Here is a 20,929-nt window from a genome sequence, read left to right as displayed (position 1 = left end):
ACAATCCTTGAATTAAAGGGATAGTGCTCTTTAACTTTTAAAGGGCCATATAGTGGAAGAAGGATTTTAAAATTTACATACAGAATTATTTGATGTGAAGAAAAGGGAGGAATAGAATTGAACCATGATTTTTATCGCTCATTATTTCCTATATTAGCTACTCATACACACCTAGCTAGTTGTTCCCAAGGTGCATTGGCAAAGTCTGTTTCAAAAGCTATTGAGGAATATCATAATAGCCTACTTCTGTCAGGGAGTAATTGGAATGAAGCGATAAGTAAAGTGGATGAGACTAGGGTGAAATTTGCTGAACTTATTGGAGCCGAAACAGATGAGGTTGCTGTATTATGTTCTGTTTCTGATGCTATTTCTGCTATTGCAACTTCCCTTCCTTATCAGCAAGAGAAAAATAAAATCATGTTTACGGATATAGATTTTCCAACTGTCGGTCATATATGGTTTGCACAAGAACCTTTTAAGGATAATATTTCCGTAATTCGTTCTTCTAATGGGGAAATACCCCTGGAACAATATGAAAAAGAAATAACAACTGATACGCTTATTACGTGTATTCCCCATGTGAATTATTACAACGGATATAAGCAAAACGTTAGAGAGATTGCTGGTATTGTGCATAGAAAAGGCTCGCTTTTATTCGTCGATGCTTACCAATCAGCAGGACATATTCCGATTGATGTGAAAGAGATGGAGATTGATATATTAGCAACGGGAACTCGTAAATACATGTTAGGAATTCCTGGCGTGGCGTTTTTGTATATAAAAAAAGAACTAGCAGAGCAATTAAAACCAAGAGTTACTGGATGGCTTGGACAAGAACAAGCATCTTCATTTGACATTTATAATCCTGTTTTTGCAATGGGGGCTCGTCGATTTGAAACAGGTACACCTTCTTTTATAAGTATTTATGCGGCTTATGAGGCACTAAAATTGCTACTTGAGGTTGGGATAAGTAATATTGAAACTCATTTAAAAGAGCTAACCCAATTCACCATACATTATGGACAAGAAAAAGGATTACATCTCATTGGACCATTATCTACTGATAATAGGACGAGTCTGATGTCTTTTCATGTTGAAAATGCATCAAAAGTGGAAGCGATGTTAAGAGACAAAAAAATTATTGTTTCTGCAAGAAAAGATGTAATAAGAATTGCCCCTCATTTCTATAACATTAAAGATGAAATAAAATGTGCAATAGATGAGCTTGTAATCTTAACAAATGGGGATTAAGCAAATATTTACTCAAACAAACCTGAATTGAGGATTGTTTTGTTATTCTGCTAACGGGCGCAATTCTTTATGAACGCGCGTGAAGTTAAAAGAGGGGATTCGTTTGAAAATAACAGATAAAATTTATGGAGAATTTATCATCGAAAGTGTTCTTGAAGAACTTATTAATAGCACAGTAGTCCAAAGATTAAAATACATTCACCAAGGTGGAGCTAGCTATTTAGTTAATAAGAAATGGAATGTAACAAGGTACGAACATTCTATTGGAGTTATGCTTTTAATAAGAAAATTAGGGGGCTCTGTTGAAGAACAAATAGCTGGATTGCTCCATGACGTTTCCCATACTTCTTTTTCGCACGTGGTTGATCTTGTTTTTAAAAATAATAACGAAGATTATCATGAAAAGATTTACAATGAGATGATTATAGAATCTGAAATCCCACATATATTAGCTAAATACGATTACCATTATGATGAGCTGCTTAGCAATATGTCTCAATGGAAGTTACTCGAACAGCCAGCACCTGAATTATGTGCAGATCGAATTGATTATACACTACGGGATATGTATGAGTATGGACATATTTCACTTAGAAATGCACATAACTTTTTAGACCATCTCATAGTAGTCGATGGGCAAATATATTTAGACAATATAAATGAGGCTGAGTGGTTTGTAGATACATATTATAAAGGCTTAGTGACAGGGTAGCTGCTCTAGTCCGCAAGATTATTTCCAATAAAAGTAAAGTTGTTTTTTGATAATTTCGATAAGTATTGTTGATAGCTCACTATGTCGAAATTTATACTGTTTATAAAATGACATAGTGAGAAGAGGGAAACCATTGAAGAGAAATTGGAATCAAAATGAACTCGATGAACATTTTAGTTTATTGCCAAATGAAAATCACTTAGTGCTAAGTAAGAAAACAAGCGCAAACCGTTTAGGGTTTGCTGTCCTTCTTAAATATTTCCAACAGGAAGCACAGTTTCCTAACAAGAAGCAAGATGTGCCCAAAGAAGTTGTCCAACATGTAGCTGATCAAGTAGATGCTTCGGTAGAGGACTTTTTTGACAACTATGGTTGGGGTGGAAAAGAAAGAAGTTATACGGAACATCGAAAGGCAATACGTAACCTTTTTGGATTTCGAGAACTTACTGCAAACGACAAACATCTCTTCGCAGAGTGGTTAGGAGAACAGGTTCAGTTTACACATGATACCGACTACTTGAAAAATCAAGCATACAGTTTCTTTCGTACGTGGAAAGTTGAACCTCCTTCATTAGGAAGTTTGAAGCGAATGATTGAATCTGCTATCGATCATTTTGAAAAGAATTTATATAAAATGACCTATCAACAACTTTCTCCTAAGACCTGTTCACGATTAGATGCCTTTCTTGAATCACACTCTGATGAAGGGTCCGATGGTTATTTCGAAGCTAAAATTCCTGATGAAGAAAACAACGACATTTTAACCTTTCGCCAGTTGCTATCCTCTCCAGGCAAACCAAGTGTAAGTACGATGGAAATGGAAATCAAAAAACTATTAGCCATTCAACATCTTCAAATCCCTGATGGTTTATGTAAACAGATGTCTCCTAAACTAGTAAAAAAATATCGACTACGTGCAGCTACCGAAACCGTAACGGAATTGCGTGCTCACCCTGCACCTATACGCTATACCCTTCTTGCCATTTTATTTTCGCATCGTCATGAGGAAGTCATTGATTATTTAGCTGATTTATTGGATGAAATTGCGCTAAAATTCGGAAATAAGGCCAAAAATACAACCCGAAAAGAAGCAGTAGAAGAATTAGAAAGAGTCCAAGGGAAAAATAAACATATTGTCAATTTATTAAAAGCGACCGTAGATAACCCAGAAGGGGTCATTCAAGATACTCTATTCCCTATTGTTAGCTCTGATATGATTCGGGATATTATTAAGGACATGACAAAAAATAACCGGGAATACAAAGAAAAAATCTATACGAAAATGCACGCTTCTTACCAAGGTCATTATCGAAAGTCCCTTTCTAAAATTTTAAACAACCTTACTTTTCGCTCAAATAATCAAGTTCATCAGCCGATTATCGAGGCTATCCAACTAATGTTGATTTAAAATAAAGTCTGCTAATTTGTAAAAAAGTTCGATAATTTATAATAAAGTTTGATTAAAATTCCTGTATCAATGCAGGAATTTTTCATTCCGCAATCGGGCCAGATAACGGAATAAGAATTAGCAATGAACTTCTAAATCCGCGGGACATATGATGGGTTTATAATCATATATCTTTGGAGGTATGTTTTAATGAATAACCCTTTTTATATGTATCCTTATTATTCGAACACTTATTATAGTAATGGGCAAATGTGTAATCATGATAATATGTTTGGTCTTGGCTATGGAAATATGTCATATGCTAGGCGCTATGCAAATCAATATTGGTCATATCCAAACACTCAGGGATATACTAGTTCCATATTAAATGACCATGGAAAAGAACCTTTTGTAATAAATATCAATCAGGCTGCTAAACAAAATAATACCTATCGAGATACTATATGGACCGGAAGTCATTTGCAGGTGACCTTAATGAGTATTGACGTTGGAGATGATATAGGGTTGGAAATTCACCCTAAGGTTGATCAATTTCTACGAATTGAGGAAGGTCAAGGACTTGTTCAGATGGGTAAGAGTAAAGATAACCTGAATTTTGTAAGAAATGCGGGTGATGATTTTGCCATTATAGTACCTGCCAATACTTGGCATAATGTAACCAATACAGGTAATATACCGTTAAAGCTTTATTCAATTTATGCACCACCTAATCATCCTTTTGGTACTGTTCATAGAACAAAGGCAGATGCCGAAGGTTAGAAATCTATAGTCTTCTGGAATCGGGCGCAATTATTGAATAAGGTTATACCAGAATCGGGCCATTTTGTGGAATAAGCAGGAACTCGTTCAAGAATTTCCATTATTATTTAAGCATGCTATTTCAATTAACTGTCTGGTAAATAAAGAGTATTGCTTTTGACTGAAAACTTATCAATCCATATTAATTTTTAAATATGTTGAAACTTGTGAAAAAATAAAATGTGTTACAGTATGTGCGATTGGATTTACTTCATCAATAAACTTTTCTGTTTTATCGAACGTTTCAAATTGCATTTTAAGCATATAACACGCACTTCCTGCTATTCGATAACAGAATTCGACGTTTGGAAGTTTCTCAATATAATTTTTAAAAGATTTATAGTCACCATTTTTAACTGTTGCTTCAATTATGCATTGGATTGGTAAACCTAATTTTTCATAATTCACTTCTAAAGTATATTTTTTTATAACTCCAAATGATTCCATTTGCCTTACCCGTTCTGTTACTGATGGGGAGGACAGATTCACCCTTCTCCCAAGCTCGCTCATTGATAGACGGCTGTTATTAAGTAGTTCATCTAAAATTTTTTTATCAATATCATCTATTTTCATTTTTAAAGTCTATCCCCAATAATCGTTAATTTTATAAAAGATTAATTTGATAATCGTTATAAATTTAATTTGTTTTAGTGATTTTATTTTTTATAATTAATTTGTAATTAAATATAACAGGGAGGTACCTATATGGCAAGGATTGTTGGATCTAATTTCGGGGAAACACATTTTCAGAGACTATTGGGGCATAATAAAGAAGTAATGGAAGGATGGAATCAGTTAGGAAATGTGTTAGAAAAAGATGGACTACTAACATCTGAATTAAAGGAACAAGTAAGGAGAACATTAGCCCAAAGTAACGGATGTGAGTATTGTAAGGCGAAAGGAAAACCTGATCCAGATAAGTTTAATGAAAAAACTTCTATTGCAGTAGGATTTGCAGAAGTCTTTTTAAAACAAAAGGGTGACATAGCTGATTCATCTTTTGATATTTTAAAAGAATATTTCACTGAAGAGGAAATAAGTGAATTATGTGCATTTATCTCTTTTACAACTGCTTCACAATATTTTGGTGCAATGATGAAATTAGAACCTTTAAATTAATATTCTATTCATTCCATTATCGGGCGCGATTGTTGAGCAACACAGGTAGAAAATGATCAAACTTTTTTATAAAAACCAAACTTAAATCTGCTAAAGAAGAATCCTTTTTGATTAATCTTTTTTTCAAATGGATTCTTCTTATTTATCGTAAAATAAGGATTTGCGAGATCTTTTTGCTCAAACTTTATTTCAAAGCTACAACTAATTCGAGAGTATGGGGAAAGTGGGCAGCGTTATTTTGCTGCTGGTGATGAAGTTCCCATTGAAGGCGTAATTCAGCCAAAATGGAAAGACGTCATTGTCGAGACAGACAGCAAAGGAATTGAAAGGGTAAATCGAATCAATTATGAAATTGCTGTCATACAATCGCTTCGCACTCGACTTCGTTGTAAAGAAATTTGGATTGAGGGCGCTGATCGATATCGAAACCCGGATGAAGATCTCCCTCAAGATTTTGAAGAGCACAAGGAAGAATATTTTCAAGCACTGAAAGTGCCTCTTGATGTAGAGCCTTTTATCAAAGATATTATACTGTTGATGAAAGATAAACTCCATTTATTGAATCAAGGGTTAAGGGATCAAAGTAACGAAAAAGTAGCGATCACTACCAGAAATAACAAGGGATGGATTAGAGTCACTCCACTTGAAAAGCAACCCGAACCCCCACATGTGACGACGCTTAAACGGGAGATTAAGAGCCGTTGGTCCGACATTAACCTATTGGATTTACTAAAAGAAACAGATTTTCACACGGAGTTTACCAAGCACTTTAAAACCACAGCCGATCGAGAGATTTTAGATCGAGAAACCATCCAACGACGGCTTCTACTAAGTTTATTTGGATTAGGAACGAATACAGGTTTGAAAACTGTTTCTGCTGGAAACCACCTAGATGGTTATCGGGAACTTCGATATATCCGTCAAAAATTTATTCATAAAGACCATTTGCGAAAAGCCAACGCAGAGGTTACCAACCATATCATCTACAATCGAATGAAAGAGGTATGGGGAGAAGCTACCACTGCATGTGCTTCCGATTCAAAACATTTTGGTTCTTGGGATCAGAACCTACTCTCTGAATGGCATCCTCGTTATAAGAAACATGGAGTCATGATCTATTGGCATACAGATCGAAAGTCAGCTTGTATTTATTCTCAGCTAAAGTCCTGCCTTTCTTCGGAAGTGGCAGCTATGATGGAAGGAGTTCTTCGGCACTGTACGGATATGGAAGTTGACAGAAATTATGTCGATACACACGGACAAAGTGTCGTTGCTTTTGCTTTTTGTCATCTACTTGGTTTTAAACTGATGCCACGCTTTAAAAATATCGGGTCTCAAAAGCTATATCGTCCAGAAGCCGGCATGAATGAGGAATATCCTCACCTGCAACCGACTTTAAGTAGACCGATTAACTGGGATCTTATTCGGCAACAGTATGAACAAATCATTAAGTTTGCAACTGCTCTACGGTTGGGTACTGCTTCTGCCGAATCTATATTAAAGCGATTTACACGGGATACGAAACATCCAACTTATCAGGCTTTATGTGAATTAGGAAAAGCGATTAAAACAATCTTTTTATGTGATTATTTACACTATGAAGAGATTCGCAGAGAGATCCATGAAGGATTAAATACAGTGGAACAATGGAACTCGGTGAATACCTATATTTTCTATGGAAAAAACAGTGAAATTCGTTCCAATTCGATAGAAGATCAAGAGGTTTCTGTCTTATCACTTCAATTGCTGCAAAATTGCTTAGTCTATATGAATACCTTAATGGTACAAGAAGTGCTTTATGACAACAACCAATATTGGTTGAGGAAAATGACTCCAGAAGATTTTAGGGGATTAACACCTTTATTTTATCATCATGTCAATCCATACGGAACTTTTGAACTCAATATGGATCAACGAATACCTATTAAGTTGAAAGTCTCGTAATTTTCATTATTTCAATTAGTAACAAAAACCAGCTAATGTCTTGGAACATGATATTAGCTGGTTTTTGCTATGTACGCTTAGACGTGAAAAGAGCGCACACCTTACTCTGGAAAAGATCCCTATAGCTGAAGAAGAATTAGCTTTCAGATTCTTGAACAAAACCTAATTCGTTTCCATCTAAATCACTAATGGTGAATTTTTTTGTCCCATAAGGAGTTGAAAACAGTTCTTCAATCACATTAACGTGGTCTTTTAATTCAGCCCATAATGCATCAACATCTGTAATATTAAAATTAAACCGCCCGTGTGACGGATAATTATTATCTTCCATTAAAGCGAATGTCGCTCCATATTCTGCATCAAAATGGGCATAGTTAGGCTTTTCAGGCGGCCATGTAGCAGCTACTTTAAACCCTAATTTAGTCGTATACCAATCAATAGCTGCATCTAAATTTTTAACATTGACTCTGACATGTGCTAGTTTTGTTTTCATTTTTTCCTCCCTTATTCATACCAAGCTGTTTTAGGTCTTCCCTCAGGATAACCTACTTTTTCTCGATACTTCTTTCTTTCATTTGTGAAATCAAACCATTGCTTACTACTATTGGGATCATTCGCATAGTTAACAACACAACGAATTTGATCTTCGACACAACCGTCCGTCCATACACCTAAATGTTGTTCTAAATCATCAAATAAATCGGCACCATTTTTATCTTTAATTTCTTTTAATGAATAGATGTTTAAACGGCAAACCAGTTTTTCAGCCAATTTATAACCAATGGAAGGAACAGTTTGAAACTCAGCTAGACCTTTAACAGTCCTTGCTCTCTCATCTGGAATATTTAGCATCTGAGCTAATTGTTCGGTACTAAGAGTATGTACTTCACTTATTTTCACTTTAGCTTTTCTAAGTTTTGCTTTTTCATTTTGTGTTAGTGGCAATTTTGGATTTGAACTCAAAAACTCCCTCCTTAAAAATTCCCTTTTATTAAATACTTACAATTTCAAGATGATACATTTAAATTCCTTCATTACCTTAAAATATGGCTCAATTGGCTATAGGCGAATAAAGGAAAATTCCTTATCAAAAACGAATGTTTTTGATAAGATTAGTTTTCTACTTTTTTTGCTCACAAAATCCTTGATCATCCGTTATCAAAACTATTATCAAAAACAAATTAACAATAATATCCCTTAATGATAAAATTATAACTATCAAAGGGGGAAGTATGATGCAATATACTTATGGATATGCGAGAGTTAGTACCAAGCAACAAGATTTGATACGGCAACTAGATTTGTTGAGTGAATACAACTGTACCGAAATACTAACAGAAAAAATGTCAGGAACAAAAAAGGATAGACCCGAACTTATTCGATTAAAGGACAAAGTTAGACCCGGAGATTCAATCGTTGTAGAAAGTTTTTCAAGATTAGGTCGAAGCACAAAAGATTTGATAGAGTTAGTTGAGTATTTCGAAAATAAAAATGTGAAATTGATTAGCATAAAAGAGAATTTTGATACAAATACACCACAAGGTAAACTGATGCTTACTGTCTTTCAAGCATTCAGCCAATTCGAAAGAGATCTAATTGCTCAACGAACAAAAGAGGGGTTAGAGAGTGCAAGGGCCAGAGGAAGAAATGGCGGCCGTCCAAAAGTGAAAGAAAAACAGATAAATAAGGCTCTGAATCTATATCACTCTAAGGAATACAGTATTAGCGAGATTGTAGAAATGACCGGAATAAGTCAAGCAACATTGTATCGTTACATAGGAACAAAAGGGCAAAGCAAAGAGAACCAAGCTCCTATTAATCAAGAAAATACTGCAATAATAAGAATGGGGCTGCGAATCGAAAACAACAATAAATTTGTACGTGGCAAAGGGAAAGTAAGAGACAGTATAGAACAGTTCCTAAAACATCATTACAATATGGTGATCATAGCTAACGAATATATCATCTACGTCCCTTATACAACCGTTGATGCATTAAAAAAGACAGTATATGATATTCTCGGTGAATTGGATAGTGAGGCTGATATGAGGAATTGTTTTATTGAAGCAGACGTTTACTGCGATGAATTAGGACTCACATGGTAAGTTCAATGGGTTTATTTTTTCTATTGCCATTTCTTTTCTATTCCTTATTAAACAATTAAATTACTTTTTTTGGAAATAATCTTGCGGACTAGAGCAGCTACCCTGTCACTAGGCCTTTAAGTAAGTAGGACAGTTTTATTAAGCAACTTATTTATACAAGATTTTATACAAAAAATAGTAGTGTTATAGTGGTGTGATATGTCTATAAAGCCTTGCTATAACTAGGTTGTATAAAATCATGCATAAACGATAAAAAACGAACAAGAGCCAAACCCTTGATATGACTAGGTTTGGCTTTTTGGTTTACTTCCGAAAATTGGCATTATGTTAACTAGATTTGTATATTCTATACATTTGATTATTGTAGAATTATAGCCTTCTTAAAGACAAGATTTTGGTTGCCTTAATGGCAACATTTTAGCCTTCAAGGCAACGCGAAAAATATGTAAATTTAGTCTTGCAATTCTATTGGCGAATTGCTACTTAAAGAGATATAGAAGGGGAAACCTATGGAACGTTGATATGATAGGGTATTTATGAAAACTATGTTCAACAGGACTGAACATAACGTTTAAAATTTAAAACTTGAAGTTCAATAGAATAATTTGTATAAGTTAATAAAACATACAACTATTTCGAAGAAAGTAAACATAATAAGTCCATTATTGATAATCAAATTCCAATTACAATTAACCGGAATCCTATAATAAGATTCCGGTTAATTAAACTACTCAGCTTTTACTAAGATTTTTATATGATTTCTTTCTTTTAGTAGACCTTCGAATCCTTCTTCTATTACTTCATCAAGTGTGATACGTTTCGTTATTAATTTATCTGCAGGGAAGTAACCTTGTGCCATTAAACTAATAACAGCTGGAAACACATCACGGTATCCGATAATTCCTGCTAAAGTACGTTCTTTCAACACGATATTTTGTGGGTGAATCGGAGCCTCTGTTTCAAAAATACTAACAATCATTGTTTCTCCATTAAATTTGGTTGAATTGATAGCTTGTTTTAAAACAGGTGGTACCCCAGTGACTTCATAAGCAACATCTACCCCGCCACTTGTAAGCTCTTGAATTTGTTGTACGGCATCACCATTATTTGGATCAATTGCGATGGCTCCAAGCTCTTCTGCCTTTTGTCTACGTTGTTCAGATAATTCAACTGCATAGATTTCTGCTGCACCTGCTGCTTTTAAGGCTTCAATCACTAATAAACCAATTGGACCAGTTCCAAATACGGCTGCTTTATCACCAACTTGTAGTTTACTTTGTTTCACAGCATGAAGAGCAACAGCTGACGGTTCAACAAGTGCACCTTGTTCATATGATACATTCTCTGGAAGTTTATGCAGCATGTGTTCTGGAACAGAAGTGAATTCAGAAAACCCACCGCCACCGCCAGCAAGACCATAGAATCCCATATCTGCGCAAAGATTATATTTCCCTTGTTTACAAGCATCACATTTTCCGCAATTATAAATTGGTTCTACTGTAACACGATCACCAACTTGTACTTTGGTTACACCTTCACCAATTTCAACAACTTGTCCAGAAAATTCATGCCCCATAACAATCGGAGCTTTATCTCCAGTTAATGGATGTGGTGTTTCCTTAGGAATAAAAATTGGGCCGGCTGTATATTCGTGTAAATCGCTTCCACAAATTCCACACCACTCAACTTTAAGTTTTACTTCACCTTTTTTTACAGTAGGTTCTTCGATATTTTCTAGTCTTAAATCTTTAGCATTATGCCATCTTAACGCTTTCATCTGAAATTCATCTCCTAAAGTAAACGGTTATGTTAAAAACTATTTCAATACTATTATAATATATTTTGAGTGGAATTGCATATTAACAAGCAAATAGACCTAGATATTACTCACTAATAAAGCAGACAGTTTTGGCTAATTTATTTCTCATCATATACTGCCATTTCGATAAATTTCGAGTGTCCCAGTGGATAACAAAAAAATGCAGATAATGCCCACGGACTCCCATTTTAAGAACCTCTTTCAGTGCCGATAACACTGCTTATGTTAACTAAAAATGTTATATTAAGTAAGTCATTATTCGGCAAACTTTATTGCCATCCTCACCTATTATTGGTGAGTTTTTTTATGTCTAATTGCTGTAAACATAGATACCTATAAGGATGATTATGTTAACTAGCACCTTATATTCTAAGATCACTGTATTACTCTGATCAATACAGTTAATAGACGCTTAAGATCGCCCTTTAAATGATTTTAAGGTTATATTGTTATTGAAATAAGAGAAAATCAAAACAAGCCCCTTAAAAAGCCAATATGGAGCTCTCAGAGGTATATTGAGATAAAAAGAAACAAATTTTTATAGGTCTTCCCCTTGTAAATACAGGCGTTTTTTTGTCGGAATTTGAAACTAAATAGGGGGACGAGCCGTATAACATTTTATAAATCAATATGGGAGTTGAAGGTATGGCCAAAAGAGAAAAATCAGACGAAGAAAAGGTTATTGAAGGTATCGCACTAGGAATAGCGTTCTTATGTTTATCGGCTTTTCTTTATATGAAGCCTGATTTTTTAGGCTACGAACTAATATCTAATATAGTTGGAGCTTTTTTCGGTTTGTTTGGCCTGGTTGGAGTTCTCACTGAAATCAGAAAGACTCAAGAAGAGATAGGTGAAGCTGTTATGGAAATTGGGGTGGCAATATTTCTTGGTACTATTTCTTTTGTTCTTATGTACTTCTTTTCAAATGTCTTCGTTAACATAGTTATCTTATTGCTCTTCTTATTCACCATATATGCAGCTCTATCTGGGACGTTTAAAATAATTAAAATGCAACTAAAAAAGAATACAAACATTCTTTTAAAAATTCCTATGGCGATCTTAAACGTTTTAATATTCGCTCTTACGGTACTTCAAATTCTGCAAATTGTAGAAACCATTAACTAAATTATAATCAAAAGGCATGGGGAAACTCATGTTTTTTTGTGTTTTCTCCACTCTTTTCAACTGTATTCACCTATTAATTTTCAGTTTTCCACTCTCTGCAATCCCCTTTAAACCTTGATTTAATAACATTCTTTATCTTTTATAGTGGAATAGTGGAAAATAGTTGAGATAAAAATACAAAGTTAATATATAGAGTTCGTAAGAGAAAAAAGGTAAATTTCTTCAACTTTCCTCCACTTCTCCACTATTTTAATTCAAAAATGCAGGACATTCTTTTCTTTTGTCTAAAGTTTAACTTGAAAGGAGATAAGATTTGTGAAGATAAATAAAAATGTTTTATATGGTTTGTTGTTATGTTTAGTAGCACTAATTCCTATTGCTTTAGCTCATTTTATGCATAAACCAATTTTCTCAACAGCTCTTGGCGATGCGAATGGATGGTTGGGCTTTTGGGGGGGATATATAGGTGCAATTGTAGGTGCTTTGACTGTATATTTAGTGACGAGTAAACAATTAGAAGCCCAGAGAGAATTACATAATGAAACCTTAGTGACGCAGACTAAGTTACATGAAACTAACATGATTGAACAAAGAAAATTACAAATGGAGAGTATACATGAAAGTGCAAAATTAAATGATCTTCGCCAACGCGAGTTAATTATTTCTAATATGCGTATAGATAAAATTGAAATGATTGTTCAGGACCTTATTAGTTTGAACATTATAAATTTTGAAAGATTCAATATTATCAGAACCTATAATCAATATAATTCACGAATTAAGGAAATTGAGAAAATACTTCGGGAAGAAAAGAAGAAGAGAAGTGTTGCAAATTCCCTTAAGAATAGAACTATAAAAATAGAATACTCATTAAAAATAAACAAAAGGAAGTTTGCTAGGTTATTCAAAAAATATGATTTTAAAATGCTTCTTGAAACAAGATCGAAGTACTTAGGAACGAAAGATGATTTACTTGAAAAAGAAACTAACAAAAGGAATGAGATTAGGAAAATATCTGCAAAAATGAAATCAGATGCAATGTTTGCTGGTCTTGACGATACTTTAGATACGTTTCGTGGGTATCAAAATGAAGTTCTAAATAAATTTTATAATGAAATTGTAAAAAATGAAATTAACGAAAATGACATGTATTCACTCTTAGATTTTCACATTGATGAATTTATGACATTGAGTAACGAAGCTATACAAATTTGTAAGAGGCGATTAAACGCGGAGATATCGACATTCATTAAAGGCAATTAAACACTTAGTTGTATCAGTTTTTAGTGAAACACTGAATCTCTGAAAAATGAATTATGATGTATACGACATACAATATTACTCAATATAGTTAATATTAAGTTGAATAACAACAGCGAGAAAACCCCATTAAAATGAGGTTTTAGAAATAGCTACCCTTTGGGTATATGCAATATTTTATACATTGTTGATTTATCAACGTTTCAAATGAACGTGAAAATTTATTTCCCGGAATTTTATGTATAAAATCATGGCTAAATTTTGAGGATAGGTGGGGAACTATGGACAAGATATTACATAAGATAGCAAACTCGGTAAGCAGTAAAGATAGAAAAATTATAATTGGAATTTCGGGTCATGGTGCTTCTGGAAAGACAATGTTTGCCAATAACCTTATAAAACTATTAGGACAAAGTGATGTGAACTATATTAATACTGACCCATATATTATTGGCTCCTCTAATATTAGGAAGTACGCTGTTATAAATTACGAATATAAGAATGAAAAACATCATTATAAAATGACAGCTTGTCACCCAGGCGCTCATAATATATTAGCTTTAGAGCGAGACATACATATGATTAAAGAGGGTTTAGATTTTTATACAATAGGCACGCATTATATGAAGAGCAATTTAATTTCATCCAAAAACAAAGTAAATATTATAGAAGGTATGAGTGTTGCATTTACTAATCCAAATTTATTTGATTTAAAAGTTTACTTATATACGGATGGAGAAACCGAATTTATGAGAAGGTCTTTTCGTGATGTTACTGAAAGAGGAACAAATATAAATTTTTTAAGGCAATCACATGAAGAACGTAGAATTCAATATGAATTATTTATGCATCCTTACCATCGAAATTTTGATATTGTTTTAAAAAGTTCCAATGAAGAGTATTTTCTAGAAAAAGATGATTTAGATTAAATTTTGAAATATTGCACTTAACAAAGGGTACGTTAGTTTAAGAAGGACCATCTTTTGATGGTCTTTTATTATTTTCCAAATAAGCGGGAGAAAAAACCCTTCTTTTGGTCCTCTTGTGCAGCTGCAAGTAGTTTTCTTGTCTCTTGTGCTTCTCGTAAAGACTGGATAAGTGTTTCGTCGCGTTTATTAAGGCGTTCTTCTATGTATTGTTGTTGTTGATCTAGTCGTTTTAACAATTCTTTGTTAAATTCCTCTTGCTGTTTGATGTGTTCTTGTTGCGTTCTCATGTGTTCTAGAAACTGTTGTATAACCTCATTATCAGAACGCATTAAATCACGCTGTTCTTCTTTATTTTCTGCAAGAATGATATCCGTTCCTGCCTCGAACGCACCTTTACCAAACCTATCTACGATAAGCATTGCGGCGTTATCCAGTTGCATATTGTTGTCTTGTACAAGTTTCTGAAAGTGGCGTAATACCACCAAATCACTTTCTACATACAAGCGCCTGTTTTGGTCGTTCCTTATAAACTTGTAGTCTTGCTTTTCGAGTGCAAGGCACCACTTGCGAAGGGTACTGTCTCCAATATCTAGGGTATGGCTTACTTCCTTTGGAGAATAGGCTTTCTCTGATATGTCCATTGTAATTCCCTCCCGTTCTCATAGTCGTTCTTTTCTTAATTATCTATCGCTTGTCCGAATCCTGCAAGGTGTAATCATTCTCTTACTGTAAGCTACTTTAATGTCTGGTTGAGAACGCGTTATGATCTACAAGAAGGAAGCGGGGGGTCTTCCTCCTTCGGAAGAGGGGTCTTCCTTCTTGACTCTTCCGCGTTAAGGAAGACCTCTTTCTTGTCATGGTAAGGGTTTAAAGTGTGTTTTAAATCCCGACTAACTTGTAAAAACAAATTTGAAAAATAGACATAAAGGGGTAAAAAAAATTAAAAATCCAAATTAGATATTTCTACTATTCCACTTTTGTTATAAGGGACAAATTAGCAACAAAAATTAGACATCTCTCAAAAATGCCATTCAACTATTGATACCAAAGGGTTTAAAATGATAATTTCATGTATAATAACGCGATAATTATTATCCAAGTTGTTATTCAGTTCATTATAATTTTATTATCCATTTACAACTAGTTGTAAGTAATTTTTAACTGAACACGCCTTTCAAAGTGCCGATATATATGGGTGACAAAATATAAAGGGGTGTTTTTTATGTCTTTAGAATATGTTTGCGTATTTCGTGCAGCTGAAGCGGGTGAGTATATCCAGTGCATAAAAACAGGAACATATGGAGTGTTGGTTTGACGTTTGATAATGGGGTGGTTGTTGTTGGAGAGGAGTTTGACGATCTTACCGGGAGTGTGGACGCAATATCCTTTGAACCTTGGGAATATTGTGTACTTGAACCACAACGAGTATCAGAATTTTTCTTCTTAGAAGATATAAAAAGGGAACATCCAATTCGGACATTCCTTTTAAAGTCTCGCGTTATGAAATGGCTTTTTCGATTCTTTTAATGACAGTTGGCATGTTTCGGTATATTTGCCGACCACTAAACCGAAGTACCTTCCAGCCGTTCTTACGTAAATGATCGTTCTTTCTACGATCATGCGCTTTTTGTGCAGGCGTTGAGTGATTAGCTTTCCCGTCACATTCAATCGCTAATTTATATTGGGGCAATGTAATATCAATCCGATACCTACCACATGGTACTTGAGTCTCTACGTAATAACCCATTGCCGTTAATGCCCCGTATAATCTTACTTCAATAGGGCTTTCACATTTTGCACGTTGATTATCTATAGGTGGAACAGTAGCAAATACAGGGTTTCTTAAGTGGTCTACCAGGTAGTAAAGCAGGATAAGAACGAAAATTAAAACAAATAGCATTAATCCCCATAATTCCATAAAAAATCACCTCTAACTTGTATCTTTGACAAATCAAAGGCTATTCATAAATACGTAGTCTACTCCATACAAAATGTAGTATTTCGTATCGATTCTATGAAACTTATTTAGTATAGTTATCGTATAACTTACAAAAAAATGGAGGTTTGTACATGGCGCTTTCTGTTTCTGGAATTCTAGATGCTACATTCTCATTTTTCGGTCTAATGCCGATAGTGGTGATTGCTGCAGCTGTTTTCGTTAATAAGTATCGATAATAGGAGTGGTGTCAATGAAAATGGATGATTTGAAGAAACAATTAGTAGGGAAACAATGGTCTGACATAAAAATTCCGGAAATAAAATTTGATACCACCCCTATGATTAATACAGCTGCATTAGGTCAGATGAACGAAACGATTCATCAATTATATGAAGCTGAAAGGATAAAGAGAGATAAAAAAGAAGCTTATGAGCAGGATGTTTTGCGGACATTAAAAAACATTGAAGCAAACACAAAAGGCTTAGATAACGTTGTGTCTCTACTTATGAATCTTAAAGATCAACAAGATGAAGTGTTAGATTTATTAAAAGAAATTCTCGCGATTAGCACTTCACCTAATTTAGAGGCTGCCGAAAGTAAATATAGGCAGATTATGAATAAAGTCAATGCGGGAATTGAGGATTTTAACACAATGCAAACTCTTATGGGATTTGCGAATACTATTTACCAGATGTATAAAGGGACATTAGGGTAAAAATGCTATTACTTGCGAAAATGTGACAAACTTCACTGTAAACGGTTTATTTTGTACTTATAATGAAAACGAGGAATGCATAGAAGCCACCTTTCGCCGCGGGAAGGAGGCTTTTTTATTTACATATCGAAAAAATCATCCACTTTAGCATTAGGATCTACCCGTCTAACAACCTTCATTAGCTTTTTAATAGTTGATGCACTTGGCGTATATTCCGGGTCACTACAAACTCTACTTGCGGTATTTCTCCCAATCTTTGCAGCTTCCCTTAATTCTTCTTGCGTCATGCGCTGTCTATCTAACCACTTTCCGAATTTACTTCGTTTTTTACCGAATCCAAACACTTTTAACACTCCCTGATCTAGTTATCTTAGTTCCAGTATGGACAGGGAATCTATTATTTAAACGAAACTTTCCCCAATATGTGAAAAAACTTTTTTATTTTTTGGTGAAACATGGACAACCAGTGCAGCATAGGCTTATAGCACGAAAACAAAACAGTAGGATTCATTATAAATTCTAGCTTCGTCCGAAAACGTATGAAGTTTATCATGATTTTTACTAGTTTCGTTTTCTATTTCTACACACTACCTATTCAGTAAGATAAGTGGACTTATACAAGTAATAATCCAGTAGAACCAACAAAACGAAATCCTGTTAAGAAGTTGGGAGGGTTGGAGAGGTAGTGAAGGGGGGCGCGGGGGGAAGAGAAGGAGAGGAAGGGAGGGGGTCAACCAACGTATTTTATCAGATGTGTAACTTATTAGTATTCCCAAAGACAAAACGTTTTATACATCGAGGAGGAAAAAATAATGAAAAAAATTTTAGTTAAAAGGAAAATAACTAAAACGCCTCGTGAACAATTGTGGATGCTACTTGCTTTTGCTTGGTATACGGATAACAAGGAATTAGCTGACTTGATTCAAGATGAAGTTAAGCAGCGGGAAGTATTGGGGGTGCGGTAAGTGTTCAAACGAAAAATAGAGACAATTCCCTTCCGTGAGTTCTTGGCCGGACACAGCGAAAAGAGAATGTCTCATACTCCTATTTTATACAGTTTGGTTCCTGGTATGTCGATAGAAGGATTCTTTAATATGTCTCCAGAGGTGGCAGGGGCTTATGCCCTTGTCATCGGTGTAGGTGCAATAGGTATGCTTTCACATGTGTTAGAAGTCAATTTCGCTAAAGTTGGACTTGAAAATATAGCGTATGTAATCGAAAGCTTTACAAAGATTGCACTCCCTGTTGGAACATACAGTTTTATCCTCTATGTGTTTTATAAATTGATGGGAGGGTTATAGGTGCTAAAGGAGTTTATCGACAAGCAGAGGGCAAAGAGTGAGTTATTAAACGTGTTCTCAAACATGGGATTATATAAAACTTACAAGAAGGGAAACGACAGGGAATTAAAGGCATACCCAAAGGTTCACGCTGTTATCTTTAAGGAAAAGACAATTGAGTATACATTCACGTTATTGAATGGGATGGATCCAAAGGAATTGAAGAAAAAAGAGTACGTGTTAAGCCAACATTTCGGAAATCATTTCAAGATAGAAGGGGAAAACAAGAAGTTTGTACTCATTATCTATAAAACTCGCATGAAGAAAGAACTAACTTACTCGTATGAGGATATCAAGGAAAGTATCAAGGATATGAAAGTACCTATCATTTGTGGAATGAATCTAAACGGGGAATGGGTTGCATATGACGCAAAGACCGAACCAAACGCATTGATTTCAGGAGAACCGGGAAGCGGGAAGTCTACGCAGCTACGGTCCATCCTTTGTACGTTAATTCAAACTAAAAGCCCACAGGAACTACATTTGTATCTAGGCGACCTGAAAATGAGTGAGTTTCATTTGTTTAGGGGAGTAGATCACGTAAAGGAAGTATCTGTTTTCCCTGAGGAATTAGAGAGGATGTTAGGTAAGGTTTATACGGAAATGGTAAAGCGCAGCAAGCTGTTAAATAAAGCGGGAGTAATGCACGTTGACGATCTGCCGAAAAACAAGCGCGTTCCTTATATCGTTCTTGCTATTGATGAAATTGTAATGGTAATGGATAACAAGGACATTAAAAAGATGCTAGTACAAATCGATTCATTAGGGAGGGCGCTTGGCATTTACAACATTCTTTCTTTGCAAAGGCCTTCCCATGACATACTGGACACAAAAGTACGTTCGTTATTAACCGTTCGAATGGGGTTTCGCACTACCGACCTATCGAACGCAAAGATTATCGGTACGCCAGGTAGCGACAAGATAAGTAAAGATACTCCGGGTAGATTCCTATTGAAGCGGGACACATTAACCGAGATTCAAGCCCCGTATTTAGACGAAAACAAAGCGAAAAAGCTTTTAGAGGGGTATAAGTCAAAGAAACAAGAAAACAGCGTAGAAACCGAAATAAACGAGAATGAGAAAGAAACAAAAGATGATGTCGGTTTAAACGACACCACAGAACTTACTGAAAAGGATGTGTTCTTTGATGCGATTGACGAAGCGTGACAAGGCCATTATCGAGGACTTGAATAAATTTCGTTGCATGGATCGTGATTCGATTGCAGAACTACACTTTCAAGGGTTAAAGAATCCCTCGTATGCAGCTAATAACGTGCTGTTAAGGTTGTTGAGGGATGGACATATACAGCGTTCTACCGCGTTCGTGCCTTATGTATACTTTGGCCCCGATGTGAACATGAAAAAGAATAGCGCGAAAATAGGCCATTTCTTAGCAATCCTTAACGTGTATAAGGAAATGATAAAGCAAGGTGCAGTTGATACTTTCCTGGTTGAACCTAAATACGGTGAAAAGGGAACAGTTGAACCAGATATATTCGCCATTTACCGAAAGGCACCTTTCTTTATTGAAGTACAAAAGACAATATACAGCGAAAAGCAAATGTCAGAGAAATTAAACCGATACTTGAATCTATATACAAGTAACATTCGTGATGATAGTTGGGTAACACCATCTGGGAAGAATATATTCCCTCATGTGTTAATAATCTCCGAACAACGTTATGCAGTGGATGGACAATACCCGTTTAATGTGCTGCAGGCGCAATCCTTTACCCATTTCCTTCATACGTTAAAGCCAAAAGGGGAACGAGTACCCGAACCAATCAAGGCGACAACAAACAACGGAACTATTAAAATAACAGTGAATTAGGGTACGGAAATCGTATCCCTTTCTTTAATAGATAATGAGAAGAGGTAAAAAGATGAATGTAAAAATAGTACCGGGGCCAAGGTGGTTATCTGGTGAGTTAGAAAAAGAAGCGTATGTTTTACTTAGAAAAATATTTATTCGTCATGCGATCAAGGGACAAAAGGGGAAAAAGAATGAATCAACCAACAGATGAACTAATGAAGCAAATGATTAAGTTTTTTGAACAAACTGCATTACCGAGAATTGAAAAGAAAATACTCGAGGAAAGGAAGAAGAATGAGGGGTGGGAAACACAGTTAGAAGAAACAAACTAGTTTATTTCGTTAATTCTTTGTAAAGCAGTTGAAAACATCTCCGTATTTTGCTACTTTAGTTAAGGTATTTCGGATTACTAAATATAGGGGAGATTGGAATGGGATTCAATACATTGTCTAATGAAGAATTAATTGGAGTGTATTTGCTGGCTACCCGAAAACAACTAGAAAACTCCTTCTTAGAATTACTATTGGATGAAATAAAACAAAGAAATATTGAAGCTACGTTATTTGAGACTATTAATTAAAATAGTCTCTTTTTTTATTTGTAACCATTATCGAGGTTTTAAAAATTTGTCGTGGTGGTGGTTTTCAACTAT

At 34.9% G+C, this 20,929-nt stretch carries 22 protein-coding genes and 3 pseudogenes; 18 read left to right on the top strand and 7 right to left on the bottom strand.

Annotated elements, in window-relative coordinates:
* The first annotated feature begins 117 nt into the window (after positions 1 to 117).
* The 4 genes and pseudogenes from DZB84_RS20745 (at position 118) to DZB84_RS20730 (ending at position 4,130) form a co-directional block, all read left to right on the top strand.
* Positions 118 to 1,251 (top strand): aminotransferase class V-fold PLP-dependent enzyme, encoded by a 1,134-nt coding sequence (locus DZB84_RS20745; protein ID WP_116354209.1) that lies wholly within the window; start codon positions 118 to 120, stop codon positions 1,249 to 1,251.
* Positions 1,252 to 1,354: 103 nt separating this feature from the next.
* Positions 1,355 to 1,954: pseudogene (locus DZB84_RS20740) on the top strand (HD domain-containing protein); the annotation flags it as partial.
* Positions 1,955 to 2,096: 142 nt separating this feature from the next.
* Positions 2,097 to 3,362, top strand: a pseudogene (locus DZB84_RS20735) (DUF4158 domain-containing protein); the annotation flags it as partial.
* Positions 3,363 to 3,560: 198 nt separating this feature from the next.
* Positions 3,561 to 4,130, top strand: coding sequence for a cupin domain-containing protein (locus DZB84_RS20730; protein ID WP_223254522.1), 570 nt, complete (start codon positions 3,561 to 3,563; stop codon positions 4,128 to 4,130).
* 171 nt (positions 4,131 to 4,301) lie between these two features.
* On the opposite strand, the gene DZB84_RS20725 is transcribed toward DZB84_RS20730, so the two are convergent.
* Positions 4,302 to 4,742 carry an Lrp/AsnC family transcriptional regulator gene (locus DZB84_RS20725; protein WP_116354207.1) on the bottom strand — a complete coding sequence of 147 codons (441 nt, stop codon included), beginning with the start codon at positions 4,740 to 4,742 and terminating at the stop codon, positions 4,302 to 4,304.
* A 132-nt stretch (positions 4,743 to 4,874) separates the two neighbouring features.
* Between DZB84_RS20725 and DZB84_RS20720 the strand changes: the two genes are divergently transcribed.
* Together DZB84_RS20720 and DZB84_RS20710 are read left to right on the top strand one after the other, a co-directional pair.
* Positions 4,875 to 5,288 carry a carboxymuconolactone decarboxylase family protein gene (locus DZB84_RS20720; RefSeq protein WP_116354206.1) on the top strand — a complete coding sequence of 138 codons (414 nt, stop codon included), beginning with the start codon at positions 4,875 to 4,877 and terminating at the stop codon, positions 5,286 to 5,288.
* A gap of 186 nt (positions 5,289 to 5,474) precedes the next feature.
* Positions 5,475 to 7,232 (top strand): annotated as a pseudogene (locus DZB84_RS20710) (Tn3 family transposase); the annotation flags it as partial.
* 136 nt (positions 7,233 to 7,368) lie between these two features.
* Here the strand turns inward: DZB84_RS20710 and DZB84_RS20705 are convergent.
* Both DZB84_RS20705 and DZB84_RS20700 read right to left on the bottom strand, forming a co-directional pair.
* Complete coding sequence (locus tag DZB84_RS20705) at positions 7,369 to 7,725, bottom strand: VOC family protein (protein WP_047945064.1); 357 nt, start codon at positions 7,723 to 7,725, stop codon at positions 7,369 to 7,371.
* Between the two features lie 11 nt (positions 7,726 to 7,736).
* The gene (locus DZB84_RS20700) at positions 7,737 to 8,195 is read right to left on the bottom strand and encodes a helix-hairpin-helix domain-containing protein (protein ID WP_047945065.1); all 459 of its coding nucleotides are present in this window, start codon (positions 8,193 to 8,195) and stop codon (positions 7,737 to 7,739) included.
* A 269-nt stretch (positions 8,196 to 8,464) separates the two neighbouring features.
* Here DZB84_RS20700 and DZB84_RS20695 point away from each other — a divergent pair, with 269 nt between their 5' ends.
* On the top strand, positions 8,465 to 9,337 hold the full coding sequence (locus tag DZB84_RS20695; RefSeq protein ID WP_082138455.1) for a recombinase family protein: 873 nt from the start codon (positions 8,465 to 8,467) through the stop codon (positions 9,335 to 9,337).
* A gap of 727 nt (positions 9,338 to 10,064) precedes the next feature.
* Here the strand turns inward: DZB84_RS20695 and DZB84_RS20690 are convergent.
* Positions 10,065 to 11,114: a 2,3-butanediol dehydrogenase gene (locus DZB84_RS20690; RefSeq protein WP_061786664.1), complete on the bottom strand. Its 1,050-nt coding sequence runs from the start codon at positions 11,112 to 11,114 to the stop codon at positions 10,065 to 10,067.
* Between the two features lie 687 nt (positions 11,115 to 11,801).
* Here DZB84_RS20690 and DZB84_RS20685 point away from each other — a divergent pair.
* The 3 genes from DZB84_RS20685 (at position 11,802) to DZB84_RS20675 (ending at position 14,470) form a co-directional block, all read left to right on the top strand.
* A complete protein-coding gene (locus DZB84_RS20685; RefSeq protein WP_142759855.1) occupies positions 11,802 to 12,281 on the top strand; it encodes a hypothetical protein in 480 nt (159 codons plus the stop codon).
* Between the two features lie 315 nt (positions 12,282 to 12,596).
* On the top strand, positions 12,597 to 13,544 hold the full coding sequence (locus DZB84_RS20680) for a hypothetical protein (protein ID WP_116354204.1): 948 nt from the start codon (positions 12,597 to 12,599) through the stop codon (positions 13,542 to 13,544).
* Between the two features lie 278 nt (positions 13,545 to 13,822).
* On the top strand, positions 13,823 to 14,470 hold the full coding sequence (locus tag DZB84_RS20675; RefSeq protein WP_116354203.1) for a uridine kinase family protein: 648 nt from the start codon (positions 13,823 to 13,825) through the stop codon (positions 14,468 to 14,470).
* 68 nt (positions 14,471 to 14,538) lie between these two features.
* On the opposite strand, the gene DZB84_RS20670 is transcribed toward DZB84_RS20675, so the two are convergent.
* Positions 14,539 to 15,111 (bottom strand): DUF3967 domain-containing protein, encoded by a 573-nt coding sequence (locus DZB84_RS20670; protein WP_116354202.1) that lies wholly within the window; start codon positions 15,109 to 15,111, stop codon positions 14,539 to 14,541.
* A gap of 857 nt (positions 15,112 to 15,968) precedes the next feature.
* Positions 15,969 to 16,388, bottom strand: coding sequence for an endonuclease domain-containing protein (locus DZB84_RS20660; protein WP_223254521.1), 420 nt, complete (start codon positions 16,386 to 16,388; stop codon positions 15,969 to 15,971).
* Between the two features lie 271 nt (positions 16,389 to 16,659).
* Here DZB84_RS20660 and DZB84_RS20655 point away from each other — a divergent pair, with 271 nt between their 5' ends.
* Positions 16,660 to 17,124, top strand: coding sequence for a hypothetical protein (locus DZB84_RS20655; protein WP_116354200.1), 465 nt, complete (start codon positions 16,660 to 16,662; stop codon positions 17,122 to 17,124).
* Positions 17,125 to 17,243: 119 nt separating this feature from the next.
* On the opposite strand, the gene DZB84_RS20650 is transcribed toward DZB84_RS20655, so the two are convergent.
* The gene (locus DZB84_RS20650; protein ID WP_223254520.1) at positions 17,244 to 17,468 is read right to left on the bottom strand and encodes a helix-turn-helix domain-containing protein; all 225 of its coding nucleotides are present in this window, start codon (positions 17,466 to 17,468) and stop codon (positions 17,244 to 17,246) included.
* Positions 17,469 to 17,936: 468 nt separating this feature from the next.
* Between DZB84_RS20650 and DZB84_RS25050 the strand changes: the two genes are divergently transcribed.
* From DZB84_RS25050 to sda, 7 genes are all read left to right on the top strand, one after another.
* Positions 17,937 to 18,089 (top strand): hypothetical protein, encoded by a 153-nt coding sequence (locus DZB84_RS25050; RefSeq protein ID WP_189655326.1) that lies wholly within the window; start codon positions 17,937 to 17,939, stop codon positions 18,087 to 18,089.
* Positions 18,090 to 18,425 (top strand): hypothetical protein, encoded by a 336-nt coding sequence (locus DZB84_RS20645; RefSeq protein WP_116354199.1) that lies wholly within the window; start codon positions 18,090 to 18,092, stop codon positions 18,423 to 18,425. It begins immediately after the preceding gene.
* Complete coding sequence (locus tag DZB84_RS20640; RefSeq protein ID WP_223254519.1) at positions 18,426 to 19,631, top strand: FtsK/SpoIIIE domain-containing protein; 1,206 nt, start codon at positions 18,426 to 18,428, stop codon at positions 19,629 to 19,631.
* Positions 19,612 to 20,295: a hypothetical protein gene (locus tag DZB84_RS20635; RefSeq protein ID WP_116354198.1), complete on the top strand. Its 684-nt coding sequence runs from the start codon at positions 19,612 to 19,614 to the stop codon at positions 20,293 to 20,295. The genes DZB84_RS20640 and DZB84_RS20635 overlap by 20 nt, the downstream gene beginning before the upstream one ends.
* 52 nt (positions 20,296 to 20,347) lie before the next feature.
* The gene (locus DZB84_RS25045) at positions 20,348 to 20,488 is read left to right on the top strand and encodes a hypothetical protein (protein ID WP_189655325.1); all 141 of its coding nucleotides are present in this window, start codon (positions 20,348 to 20,350) and stop codon (positions 20,486 to 20,488) included.
* Positions 20,469 to 20,609: a hypothetical protein gene (locus DZB84_RS25040; RefSeq protein ID WP_189655324.1), complete on the top strand. Its 141-nt coding sequence runs from the start codon at positions 20,469 to 20,471 to the stop codon at positions 20,607 to 20,609. The genes DZB84_RS25045 and DZB84_RS25040 overlap by 20 nt, the downstream gene beginning before the upstream one ends.
* A gap of 98 nt (positions 20,610 to 20,707) precedes the next feature.
* Complete coding sequence (gene sda, locus DZB84_RS20630; RefSeq protein WP_116354197.1) at positions 20,708 to 20,857, top strand: sporulation histidine kinase inhibitor Sda; 150 nt, start codon at positions 20,708 to 20,710, stop codon at positions 20,855 to 20,857.
* The last annotated feature ends 72 nt before the right edge of the window (positions 20,858 to 20,929 follow it).

Origin of the sequence: Bacillus sp. HNG, from assembly GCF_003400205.1 — a bacterium.
Taxonomy (GTDB): Bacteria; Bacillota; Bacilli; order Bacillales; family Bacillaceae_L; genus Ferdinandcohnia.
The sequence above is the reverse complement of the archived record's forward strand: the minus strand, read 5'-3'. Positions and strand labels throughout refer to the sequence as shown.